This window comes from Exiguobacterium sp. KKT215 (assembly GCF_055635335.1).
In genome coordinates this window covers 1-12,574 of sequence record NZ_JBVMVX010000003.1, presented here as the reverse complement: position 1 = coordinate 12,574, position 12,574 = coordinate 1, and the positions used below count along the sequence as shown (strand labels likewise).

Here is a 12,574-nt window from a genome sequence, read left to right as displayed (position 1 = left end):
CGTACCCGTCCGTTGAGGGACGGGTCGGATAAGATTTTATGGTCAGTTAGTCGGGGTGATGATGAACACGTTGCGCGATTCTCTCGTATGTTCGTTGGTAAGAATCGGGCTGTTCAGACGGTCAATCAGTTCACGCATGGCATGGTCATGTAATCCTACTGTTTCCCCTTGCCTGTCGTGTGAGACGATGACGAGAACCCCGTATAGAATCACGTCCTGTCGATAATCAATGCGTGAACGTCGCTCTCTCATATCAATTAAGGTAGGAAGCATTTCAGCAAGGTCGGGACGGAATAGAAACTCGTCATCATGGTAAATGTCGATGTGCTTCATGTCTTTCGGGCAGTAGCATGAAAAGGCGTTTTTGATGTTCCCCGTGATTAATTCATAGGATTCGTCCGACTTGTAAGAGACAACTTGGGCTTTGCCGTCTTCGGAAATGACGACGGCATATGACGCTTGACGATACGATTTCAACTTGTCCTCGGTGTCTTGTTCGTTTTGTGGGTCAAACTCGTTGAGGTATTTCGGACTCAACCCCCCGTGTAGGTAAGCGACGCAACACGGGAACGTCTCGAACCTTTCATAAGACACTAGCCCGTTATCATGTTTCTTGAATGCGACGAAACTGTTTTCATCAGCCGTGATGAAATGCTTTGTCCCGTCATCAATCAGGGTTACATTCACCATCGCCTGTTGCCCTGCAATGAGTTGAATGTTGAGTGGTGTTTGAATGGTCTTGTTCATTATGTAGTTCCTCCTGTTTTTCCCTCGGGCGAAATCGCCCCCTGAGGGTGAATTTTTGCCGTTTTGACACGTTCGACGAACAGCCATCGCAAGGGAAACGTCAAGGGTCTCAGCCAGTCTACTTTTTTTCGTTCAGGAGGGTTTTATGGACGAAAAAAATCGACTGCCCCTTGATGTTGACCGCCGTGACGTGTACGAGTGACAGGGGAAGAAGCGAAGCCGTTCCTTGCCCTGTCAGAGTCCGTCACGTTCGATAGGATGTATCGTCCGAGGGGAAAAACGGTAAACATTCGTGGTCTTCCGTTCCGACTCGTTCGGAACGTTCCCTGCTTGCCTTGGCAAGCCCACGTCCTTGATCTTGACCTGACGCTCCGAGCGTCCCGTCAAATCGTGCAGGAACGTACAGCCCGACACGTCCCTCGGACGTGCAGCCAATGGCCGGTTCATCTCCGATGATCTCGCTATTGGCGACGGGGTGTCGTTATCGCTCGATTTAGGGGCGTTGCGGTGGGTTGTGGGGGCTTGGGTGGTCGATGCCCTTCCGAACGCCTTAGCCCCCGCCCCATGAGCCATAAACACGCTTTAAATGCTCTGACAGGAATATAGAACATCATTCAAAAATAGACGGACCAACTTTCGACGATTCTTGTGCTTTCGACACCAATTTGTTTCGAATTATTGAGACTACTTTAAACAAAACGTTGTCATTAAGCCGTTTATGATACATTTGCAAGTAAAAAAGTAACCGGACCGACTACGGCGACAAAGAACCGTGTTCTATCGGTATCGCAAAGCGATGCCGTTCTCTTTTTTCGTTTCCTCATAGGACAACGAAAAAATTCCTCTTTAACCCGATTCTCGATGAATCGGGGGTCAATCAGGGCGAGTGTCGATCACTCGCCTACCATGCGTGAACAAGAAAAAGAGTGGAAGCCCACTCTTTCACTCGTCTCTATGAAGGTCGAAGAAATCAATCTCACAATCAATGGCTTTACGTGAATGTACAACGATGGAGACAGAAACGGTGTCTTTGAACTCTTCTACTGTGGAGAAGTCCTGTGCCAATCCCTGCAATGCTTCAAAGGCTTCTGTCACGATTTCATCCCATGTCAGTTGTTCTTTGAACGAGCGATATACATCCACTCTAAATTCCTGCCACACAACCTGATAATGCTGTTCAGATACCTTCATTCAGATGCGCCCCCTCTCGTTGTCGTGACGACTTTGATTTTGAACTCTTCCTGAAACCTTTCCCAAAAGTCACCATCGTCATTGAAGTCATATCCCCGTTCCTGCCAAGCCTTTTCGCCTTTCTCGCTGTAAACGTCGTCATCGTATGTGCATGAATGGACGAACATGGTGAACTCCTCGTCTTCGACATATTCTTGCATGATTGGAGTCCATTCATGCTTCTTCCATGAGATTTGTTCGATAATCTCTTTCAAATCGTACTCATTGTCGAACGTCTCGGTTTCGTTGGTATCAAGATAATGCAGGGTGAATGTGAACTCTTCTTCGAATAAAATTGGTTGACTCATGTTGAATCACTCCTATGTAGATGATTTTCGGAAAGCCCTTCATCGACCGTCCCGATTGACTCAACCAAAACGAGCGTGATGACGGACGACAAGAGTGAACGAAGTGAAAACGTAAAAAAAGCGATAGAGTGACGAAGGAAGGTGTGGGTTGAGAGGGAATGGCACAACGTCGTGTGCCACCCAACCAACTCACACCAACCGAGGAACGTCTTTTTTTACTGGCTCTTGTCGGAAGGAATAGCGAGTTACAGTTGAGGAAATCGGGACGGTCTTTCACGTTTTGAGAGGATCAATTGATTGATCCGTCCAAAACAAAAAGGTGATCCAATGAAGGATCACCTTTTGATTTGTGTTTAATCGTCACATTCCATGCAGAATGCACCATTCGTTTCACCGAACTTGTAATAATGCCCACAACGTGTACATACCTCGTAATCTCTGACACATGACTTACATAAGTAGTTGCCATTTATCGTTTGAGGATTGTGATTGTACGTTGAAACGCTATTCGTACAGTTCTCACACTGTACAAAATGGTCTGTATCTCTAGCCATCCTTTTCACCCCCTTTCTAGGTGGCTGCCATCAACTCGTCGATTTTTTTGACGATGATCGGATCAAATTCTTTTGCCCATTCGTATAACTCTTCGAGCACCACATGAGAAGGCTTCACACCGTTATAGACAGATGTGACAGTGGTCACCTTGGGATATTGCTCAAAATCACCTGCGACGATGTGAGCCGTCTCAGCGTTCATTTTGATTGTGGTCTCGATCAACCCTTCAAGTTTGTTCGGTGTCTTGTTTTCCGGCATTTGCTTTTTGTCTCCTGTTCTGCGAATAAAGAATGTTGACGATTTCTTTCCGTTTCGAATCATTAATAAAACGATTGTCTTTTTTTGCGAGTTTATGCAGAATGCTTTCACTCTTATAGCCTTGCTCCATTACAATAATCGCCCCCGATCTTCATAGTGAGGTGAATTGTCTTTTTGTGAGAGAGTGCTGCCACTCTCACCACTTTCCATTCACCCTTCATTTCTTCGGCTTCCATGAAAGAAGAAGGGACGACGACGTTCTCGGCTCGTAATTCTCCATCTATGATGGCGAAGTTCGTCCCACTCACACACGATTGGACTCGCTCGCCATATTTCATATATCGAATTGCCGTCTTAAAATCCATCATCATCCCCACCTTTTTTATCGTTCCATGCTCATTAATGACCGATTTGTTTTTTCATTTTTGTCTTGATTTTGAGTCAAATCAGTTCTGCTTGCATCATTATAAAATTGTGAACGAAACACTTGTTCATCATTCGAATAGTCTCCCGAAAGTAACTTGGACTTCATTCCTTTATAAGAATTCGATTCCAAATCATGACCGAGAGCTTTAAGATTGAATTCAATTTCGTCCACATGAGCCTTGCGATATTCTGAATTCCCATCTCTTAACTCTTCATGGTAATCAGTTAGAGCGAACTCCAAATTCCTCACTGGATTCTCAGGTGTAGATACACCTTCCATCTCTTTTTGGAGTTTCGTTCGATTATCTAATTTTGATAGGTCAACATTTTCATTATTGCGTCCATTTTTCTCGTCGTATTCTCGTTGTTTTCGTTCAATTTCATTACGTTTTCGTATCTCTACTTGTTTTCGTTTTTGTTCTTCAAGTGCCTGACGATCTTGCTCTATTTCTTCCTGACTCTTTTGAAACGGCTCGTGTCGAATCAATCCTGTCAATTCATTTCGAACTTGAGCAAAGAATTTATCAGATTCCTCAAAGACATTGTATGTGTCGTTTTCGGCTCTATGAATCATTATTTGAACCCCATGCTGTTCAACTGGGAAACGATGTTTTTCAAATGTTTCTTCAAGCTTCACAAGGTCTTGGTTGATTTCGGATCGTAGTTTAAATGCTGATAAAGCTTGAGATTGAAACTCTTTGTTTTTCATATACTCATTTACTACATCCATATTTCCGGCACTATATATCGTCAAGTCGTGTTCAATCTCAGAAGCAAGCGTATTTGTTTTTTCTTTAATACCGAACTCAAGCGTATTTAAGAAGTTCGTTCGCATCGACATATATTGATAGGCAATTCTTGGGTCAGTTTCTAACGTTTTATGAACTTTATCAAGGTGGTGATTAGCATAAGACGCTTTTAACGAAACTTGATGTAGGTGTTCTGTTATCTCTTGAATCGCTTTGTCTTCAATCGGGCTTTTCATACAGTTTCACATCCATTCTTTTTTTAAAATTCTGACAGTAGGAGAACCTACTGTCAGAATGGTACGTCTTTATCATTACCGAACGTGTTCTCATATGATTCTTGAGCCAACGCATCGGCTTGTTCATTGAAAGTGACGCTTCGGCAGTATGCTTTGAGATGACGAGCCATCTCGTTCATACGACCGTCCGCCTTTTCTCGGTCTGTGCTTCCTTTCCCTGTGTAGACGAAGTAGTTTGTCGAGAGCGACACTTCAGTAGGTGTCTCTTCTTCTTTCTTCTTAAACTCTTCTTTGAAAATCGGCAACCAGTTTTTGAAGTCAGGGACAGAGATTTGATTTTCGATTGCCAAACAAGCCGTTGTGAGCATCATCGGGAAGTGGACTTTCTTCATCAAGACTTTCTCCTTCTCGTCGAACACTCGGTCAAGGTATTGGATTGCTTCTTCGATTTTTTGGAAGAGTGCCATCTTGTTCTCTTCATCTTCTTTGAAAATGAGTGAGTAATCAGCGATGACTCGTTCACTGACATTTTTATAGTCATAATCGTCAAGCATCATCATCGCTTGCAGAATGGCACTGATATGTTTTTCGCCGTTGATTTGTGCTTTGGAGAATGCGGCGAACTCTGTGATGACACGATGTTCACTCATTTCTTGCAATCGTTTAGCCCATTCAACGCCCATCTTAGCTTTTGCTTGTTGTTGCTTAGTGAGTTGTGTCCCGTTGTTCATTCGGAAGAACAAGTCCTCGATCTCTTCGTCAGTAACAAACTCACCTTTGATTGTGTAGAGCGTCAATGTTTTCGAAACGATTGCATCTTGGACTTCTTCATCCAAGTCTTCAAAGAATTTACCTGCGATTTCAAACTTAGTACCTTCGATGTAAACTTCGTCGAGCGATTCGATAGTCGCATAATCACCATTGATATAGTCAAGTAAAGTGGTAAGACGTTGTTTCCCATCGAGCACATAACGTACAGGAGTAATCTCGTCAGTATCTTCGTGACGTTCGTTATAAACGACCGTGTAAATCGGGGGGATTGGGAAGTTTGAAGCTACGGAATGAACCAAGTACGATTGTTGTTCTCGATTCCATTGACCCCCTGCCCGTTGAATCGGATAGTCATAACGAAGCTTTCCGTTTTCTGTCATCTTACCGAGTTGCTTTACTGACCAACCATTGTTTGAAATTTCAATCATGTGAATCTCTCCTTTGAATTTGAAGTGGGTATGTACAAATCATTTCCGATACAACGAGTAAGTTCGAAACCGTTTCCCGAACTACCTTACAATGTAATTGTACCATAAAAGATATAAAATGTACACAAATAAATGATAATAATACATTAAAAAATGTAATAAATTCATTTAAATAAGGTTTCCCTTCCCCCACTCGACTTCATAACCGAGCAATTTAAGAGTTAACGGACAATTTCACGTTCGATTTCAGTATTCGATTTGGCTTTCGATTTCTGAGCGATTTTTTCTTGTTCCATCATCTTGGATTCTTGCAAGGCTTTTCGGATTTGGCGACCAGACACGAGACCCGATTTCTCTTTGGCGAAGTTCTCAAGATCGTCGATACTCTTCACGTTCGGGTTTCTGAGGACTGCCCATCCGACTTTCGTACTTCCTTCTGTCGAGAACGATACGGCACGATTCGAATGATGCCCGACATAAGCTGACACCTGACTCGCGACGTTCTTTCGAATCTCGACTAACGTGAACTCTAGTTCACGTTGACGAGAGTTATCTTTCATTCCTTTTGTAGTGACCATTTCTTCTTGCAGGGCTTGTGCCATGCTTGCTTTCATCTGAAACTCTTTCGCATCATTCTTAGTCGTAAATTCTTTGGAGATGACCGGCGAATCACTCCGTTTCGGTTGAAGCGTCTTCTTCTCGACTTCGGTACTGGCTTTATAGAGGTCTTGTCCTGCGTTCAATTGGACGACATAGACCCCTTCTCGGACTTGCTGTACAGAGTAGTGAGTGTCGATTCGAGCATAGTTCGTGTAACTCTTTACTTCATCAATCTCCTTCTCGACATTGAGGACAGCAAACTTCCCTTCCTTTCCGATCTCGTTCAATGGTTCGTTCATGTTTCGATTCGTTCGGACATACCAACTGTCATTCTTCTCGCTATACTGCAACGTCCCACTGGCGATGATGCCGTGTTCCTTATGAATGAGTTGAAGGGTCGTTTTTCCTGCGTTCTCTTGCTCGAACACTTCCTTTTTTAGCCCCACTTCTTCAACGAGGTATGCCTTGGTGTTTTCATACGTTTTATCTTGATCGACTGTAAATTCCTGAATCTTGTCTTGTTGAAGGGCATTGATTTCTTCAATGATTTCATTCGAGACGTCTTGGATTTCTTTGATGGCAGCACGAATTTTGTCGGGTTGCCCCCCGAACTGAGCGATGTAACCGTTCGAAGCATCCCCTGTATCGAGTCCATAGTAGTGACTGACCACAAAAGCTACCGATTCTGCCTGAACCTCTTTATGTCCCTTATCAACATCTTTAAATTCAGATTCGAGGTTATGGAGTCTTGCATGGGCATATTCATGAATCAACGTCGTGAACTTATGAGTGTTCGTTACTTCTCCACTCAAGCTGTTGATGACGATTTTATGTTCAGACGGAACATAGTACCCGTATGCGTTTCGATCTGACTTTTCCTCGGTGACGGGCAACTTGTTCTCGTTCAAGAACTCTTTATAGTCCTCATACAACTTCGCCATGTATTCATCCTCTTGCATGGCGTTCGAGACGATGAACTGTGGTGATACGATTTCTTTCCCATCGGTTTGACTAATGTCGAACACATTGACCGTTCGGAATCCTGCAATGCCTTTTTTCTCTTCTTTAACAGGCTGGCCGTCCTTGAGGACAGGCTTGCCTGTGACGTCTTTCTTTTCTTCTTCGAACTTCTTGACGATCGGGGCGAGGATTTTGATTGCCGTCTCCCCTTTTCGAACGTTCCGTCCTAGCTTCTGCCATTCGTTGTAACCCATGACGATGGTGGCGTCGGGACGTTGCATCCCAATCAACACCATGTTGTTGGCTGAATAATTTCGGACACGGCTCATGACCTTCAAGATTTCTTTGTACTTCTCTGAATCCATCAATTCTTCGATGTTTTCGTTTAAAATTTTGGACGCATCTTCAACCGTGATTTTCGTCGATAAATTGGTAGTCATCTTGTCTCCCCCTCTTATTTGGCTTTATAGAGCCGTTCGATTTTTTGGTTTTTATTGAGATAAAAGCCGACGTACTCATAGTCATCAAGGTTTGCGTAGTGATAGACGATTTCTTCGTAAGTCAATGTGTCCGTTGGTTTTTCTGTGAAGACTTCACCATCTCCGAAGTATTCCAATAATGGTTCTAGTACAGGCTGTTTCATGTTGTTTTCTCCTTTTTCTTATCAAATTTGAATGCCATTCGTTTGGTCTTGCCATTCGCATGTAGTTCTAGGCTCAATCGAGCATCGAACGTTTTCGTTTTATCTTTGTTGCTGAATCCTTTAATCAGATCGGTCTGCCCTTTTGCGAGAAGCTTTTCGATTTGTTTCTTGCTGATTTTTTTGCCGTTCATTTCTTTGTTAATGGATTGCTTGCACTGGTTGGAGTAATTGGTACATCCATAGAAAGAGCCTTTATCGACGATCAACCCGTCTTCACACGACGGACATTTCCCGACGGACTCACTTTCCGCCTGTTTCTGAGCGAATGCTTTCACGTTACTCTTGGCGATGATTTCAGGGGCTTCATCTAGCATCTTGAGCACAAATTTGTGAATGTTTCGAATGAAGTTCTCTTGTGTCCCTTCGCCCTTGCCGATCTTGCGGAGAAATTCTTCCCACTTGGCGGTCATGGATGGACTTGATAAGAGAGTCCCTTCGACAACCCTACAAAGAACCTCGCCTTTCGGGGTGCAGTACACAAGGTTTTTCTCAACGTTGATATACTCCTTGTTTTTAAGCGTCTCGATGATGTTAGATCGAGTCGCTTCCGTACCGATTCCTTCTGTTTCTTTTAAGATGTTTTGGTCATCTTCTTCGAGTTGGTTTCCTGCGTTTTTCATCAAAGGGATAAGGTCACCCTCGGTCAAACGCTTCGGAGGGGTCGTTTTTCCGTCTTTAATCACTCCTTTCAATGATAGTTCGTCCCCACGTTTCAATCGTGGCAGCCGTTCTTCCTTCTCCGATTTTTTCTCGTCATCTCGGAACAGGACTTTCCACCCTTCCTCAAGTTCGACTTTTCCATTTGCAGTAAACAGAATGTCTTTCTGTCGGACACTGACCGTCGTTTTGGCATAGACGGCAGTCTCACAAAACATTGCTAAGGTAGTCTTGACTACCTCTATATAAATGTTTCGCTCGTCCTTTGAAAGCGAATCGAGCGTTTGAGAGGATGCTATTTGTTTTGTCGGGATGATCGCATAGTGTTCTTGCACTTTGCTTGAGTCAACGTATCGTTTCCTCGGTTCGATGTGCCGTATAGGGGCTTCAACCCCGAGAACACGTTGCATGTCGTCGAGTCGTTCTTTCAGGTAAGCGAACTCGTTTTCCGTGATGAACGGGGTATCGGTTCGTGGATAGGTCAGTAACTTCTTCTCATAGAGTGACTGGACTAGATCGAGTGTCTTTTGAGGGCTGTACTTCCACTTCTTATTGGCTTTCGTTTGAATGCCCGACATAGTGTACAGTCGGGGTGACTCTTCCTTCGCTTCTTTCGTCGTGATGTCGTCGATTACGACAAGGGTAGGGTTGAGCATCATGTTTCGTTGTAGCGTCTCAGACGCTTCATTTGACGTATCATATCGAAGTCCTGATTTCATGATGAATGAAGTTCCGTTGTGTTCGGCTTCCCCTGCGATTTCATAGAAGGGCTGCTGCACAAACTCTTTCATTGCCTTTTCTCGTTCATAAATCATGAACAGGGTCGGTGTTTGGACTCTGCCGACGGAGAAAGTTTCTTGAAATCCATTTTCTCGGAGTCGGATCGTATAAAGTTTCGAAAGGTTCATACCAATCAACCAATCGGAAATTTGACGTGTCTGTGCTTCCTTGTAGCTGTTGTAAAACTCCCTACCATCTTTCAGATTCTTGAAACTGTGGAGTAGTACGTCTTTTTCAAGCGAGTTGAACCACAACCGTTTGATTCGCTTGTTTTCAGCGTTGGCTTGTTTGAGGATCGACCAGGCAATGTTTTCTCCCTCACGGTCAACGTCCGTAGCCACAATGACTTCTTCCACTTGCTCCAATAGGGATGTAATGACCTCGAATTGCTCTCGCTTCGTCTCACTCACCACGAACTTGTAATTGGATGGGGCGATTGGGAGACTCTTTAAAGTCTCCTCACCCCATCCTCCCCACTCGGTTTTGTATTCGTTCGGCTCGGCAAGCGTCACGAGGTGACCGATCCCCCACGAAAGTAATGCCCCGTTGGGAAAAATGGATGACTTCCCGATCTCCATATATCCTTTCTTCCGTTCGAAACTTCCTAATGCTTCTGCGTATGCCTGTGCCTGCTTCGGTTTTTCGGCAATGATTAACGGTTTCATGTTTTCACTCCTTCTCACATTGGTAAGTCTTCTTCTTCCTCAATACTTAGGCTTGATTGTTGTTCATGTTGTTCGTTTGGATGAACTTCCTCAGACTGCATGACGCTGCCGAACCCATCTAACATTCCTGTCATTTCGTCAAGTTCATCAGATTCGTTCGCCATTTCAAAGGCTTCGTGAGATTGCCGAACCGTCTTAACGCTTTGTTTCAAAATCTGCATCATTTCGAAGGCTGTTTTGCTCGATTCCTCTTCGTCGATTTCATCTACTGTTTCCAAAACACTGAATGCAAGGGCTTGTTGAAGGATGACGCTCTTATCGTCCTTTAGAACGCTCTCTACACTCAACGGGAGCGTTGATGACTCATTAATCGTCTTTTCACTGTCCGATTCATTTAAGGCATCCTCAGGCTCGTTTGAAGTGCTTTTCGAACCATCTGTTTCTTCATGAGTTGAGGAAGTCGTTTGAACGGTTTGTCGCTGTTTCAGGAGTGTTTTAGCATAATTAGACATACCACCACTTGAGTTTGTGGCTGTACTGACGGTGGTTACATCGGTAGTCTTGACAACCGAAATGGCGTCAACATCCTCCTCGTCTTCGCTAACTCCCCCATCCTCCTTATATTCGACTGGCTCAATCATACGTGGTGCTTCTGATATTGGCTGCGTCGTGTTTGGTTCTAATCCCAACATCTCAATATAGTCATCACGGTGGCTCGGATATACATACGGATACTTACCATCAACTGGTTCGCTTGACGTGATGAAATCTTTGTAGATGGTGCTTTGGAATGCTTTGTTTAGTTCCAAGACCCTTCCTGCCATAAAGACATAACAAGTATCACCTTGCATGTTTAATAACGTTGATTTCGAGACTAACGGCTTCTTCTGATAGTTTTCACTTCGTGAAGCCGATCCCTGCTTCGGTTGGCTATCCATACCAAGGTAGTAAAGAAGATTCGAGCCACCCTGTTTGGATTTTGTCTCGTATTTTACCGTCGTGTCACCTGCTGACGCTTCATAGTATTCGGCTGTCTTTTGGTCTTTTGTTCGGAGGAACAATGATGTGTCGTGGTTGTTGACGATGGTACGTGCAAGCTTCTCTGAATACTTCTCTTCCAACTGTGCGAAATCCTGAACGATTGTCATCAAACTCAAGCGATACCCACGGCAAGTTGAGAGAATGTTGTCGTAATCGTTTAGCTTTCCTAAGTTGGCGAATTCATCAAGGAGACAGATCGTCGGTATTGGCAAGATCGAATCATTTTCGTCGCCTATCTTATAAAGAACCGAGAACAGTTGGTCAAAGAATGTCGCCGTTAAAGAAGCAACTGGATTGTCTTTGACAGGAATTTTTACAAATATAATCGTTTTCTGTTCTTGCATATCCTCAAAATGAAAATCACTCGTCTTCGTGAATTCCGAAACGGCTTGCATAGAGAACACACCCGTTTGTTGAGCAAACGAAGACATGACCGAAGCCCTCGTATTTCCTCCAAGTGAACTCGCATCTGCAAGGAACTGATAAGCGACATGGTTTTCACCGATCCGTTCAATGATTTCGAACAACCGATCCGGTCCGTCTTCGGCATCTGAAATATGATTGAAAATCCTTTTAACGTCCTGCATACTCGCTTTCTCGTTTATTGCCTTTGCATACAAAATTAGACCCACTAGCAAGTCTCGCGCTGTGTTGAAGAAGAAGTCTTCTTTGCCATCTTTACTAGAGTTACGAGAGATACTGTCTGCCACTTTCTTAGCATCCATGTCTGTTTTCACGTAATCCAAAGGGTTATATTTACTCCCCACTAGATTGAAAAAGTCAACCTGATGCACGACATAACCCTGATCTCTTTTGATTTCTCCTAATAACTTGTACAACTCACCTTTCGGGTCAGTAACAATCATCGAACTCGTGTAGTTGTTGATTAGGTTCGGGATGACGAACGCTTGCCCTTTAGATGAACCTGATGAACCGACAACCAATACGTTTCGATTATCCAATTTCGATTGTGGATGCAACACGACCAGTTCGTTCTCTTCACGTCCAAGTATGATTCCCTCAGGAATCTTTAATGTCTCCCTAAAATTCTCAGACCATCGTGTTACAGATTTTTCTTTTTGAATGAGATTCGGCTTTTGATCTACGGGAACGAATTTATTTTCTTTCAACTCTTCCAAATCGGAGAATACCGCATCTCCGAACACGCCATGATTTGAAGCGTCAGAGTAAGTTTCATTCGTTTTTCGATTGAAAGCCTTAAACAGCATTGCAAAGAGTAACGGGGAAGCGTAAATCCCATATCGAATAGGCGAATCTTGCGATAGCAGCCATTCGTACTTTGCTTGATAATCAATCAAGGAGTCGAGCAATTCAATACCGTTGGTAAACGTATGGAATACCGATACTCCCAAGTAGCCAATTGCTCCTGCCATAACCGTCCCTACGAAAAGAGACTTAATGAATGAGGGTTGGCTACTATCTTTCTTCTTTTTCGCCAT

12 protein-coding genes are annotated in these 12,574 nt (G+C 43.8%); all 12 read right to left on the bottom strand.

Translation table 11 applies throughout. The annotated features are described in order from the left end of the window. Positions 1–42: 42 nt before the first annotated feature. Complete coding sequence (locus tag ACZ2GZ_RS15945) at positions 43–747, bottom strand: hypothetical protein (RefSeq protein ID WP_470295695.1); 705 nt, start codon at positions 745–747, stop codon at positions 43–45. A 234-nt stretch (positions 748–981) separates the two neighbouring features. Continuing rightward, a complete protein-coding gene (locus ACZ2GZ_RS15940; protein WP_470295694.1) occupies positions 982–1,194 on the bottom strand; it encodes a hypothetical protein in 213 nt (70 codons plus the stop codon). Between the two features lie 495 nt (positions 1,195–1,689). Then, a complete protein-coding gene (locus tag ACZ2GZ_RS15935) occupies positions 1,690–1,938 on the bottom strand; it encodes a hypothetical protein (RefSeq protein WP_470295693.1) in 249 nt (82 codons plus the stop codon). After that, complete coding sequence (locus ACZ2GZ_RS15930; protein WP_470295692.1) at positions 1,935–2,285, bottom strand: hypothetical protein; 351 nt, start codon at positions 2,283–2,285, stop codon at positions 1,935–1,937. Before ACZ2GZ_RS15930 ends, ACZ2GZ_RS15935 begins: the two co-directional genes overlap by 4 nt. A 570-nt stretch (positions 2,286–2,855) precedes the next feature. After that, positions 2,856–3,098 (bottom strand): hypothetical protein, encoded by a 243-nt coding sequence (locus ACZ2GZ_RS15925; RefSeq protein WP_470295691.1) that lies wholly within the window; start codon positions 3,096–3,098, stop codon positions 2,856–2,858. Positions 3,099–3,211: 113 nt separating this feature from the next. Then, positions 3,212–3,463 (bottom strand): hypothetical protein, encoded by a 252-nt coding sequence (locus tag ACZ2GZ_RS15920; RefSeq protein ID WP_470295690.1) that lies wholly within the window; start codon positions 3,461–3,463, stop codon positions 3,212–3,214. 17 nt (positions 3,464–3,480) lie between these two features. Then, positions 3,481–4,509, bottom strand: a complete 1,029-nt coding sequence (locus tag ACZ2GZ_RS15915; protein ID WP_470295689.1) for a hypothetical protein — start codon at positions 4,507–4,509, stop codon at positions 3,481–3,483. Between the two features lie 53 nt (positions 4,510–4,562). Further along, positions 4,563–5,708, bottom strand: coding sequence for a DUF262 domain-containing protein (locus ACZ2GZ_RS15910; RefSeq protein ID WP_470295688.1), 1,146 nt, complete (start codon positions 5,706–5,708; stop codon positions 4,563–4,565). A gap of 221 nt (positions 5,709–5,929) precedes the next feature. Further along, entirely contained in the window at positions 5,930–7,708 is a 1,779-nt protein-coding gene (locus ACZ2GZ_RS15905) for an ArdC-like ssDNA-binding domain-containing protein (protein ID WP_470295687.1), read from the bottom strand. A 14-nt stretch (positions 7,709–7,722) separates the two neighbouring features. Further along, complete coding sequence (locus ACZ2GZ_RS15900) at positions 7,723–7,911, bottom strand: hypothetical protein (protein WP_470295686.1); 189 nt, start codon at positions 7,909–7,911, stop codon at positions 7,723–7,725. Further along, positions 7,908–10,073 (bottom strand): type IA DNA topoisomerase, encoded by a 2,166-nt coding sequence (locus ACZ2GZ_RS15895; RefSeq protein ID WP_470295685.1) that lies wholly within the window; start codon positions 10,071–10,073, stop codon positions 7,908–7,910. The genes ACZ2GZ_RS15900 and ACZ2GZ_RS15895 overlap by 4 nt, the downstream gene beginning before the upstream one ends. A 14-nt stretch (positions 10,074–10,087) precedes the next feature. Further along, positions 10,088–12,574 (bottom strand): VirD4-like conjugal transfer protein, CD1115 family, encoded by a 2,487-nt coding sequence (locus ACZ2GZ_RS15890; protein WP_470295684.1) that lies wholly within the window; start codon positions 12,572–12,574, stop codon positions 10,088–10,090.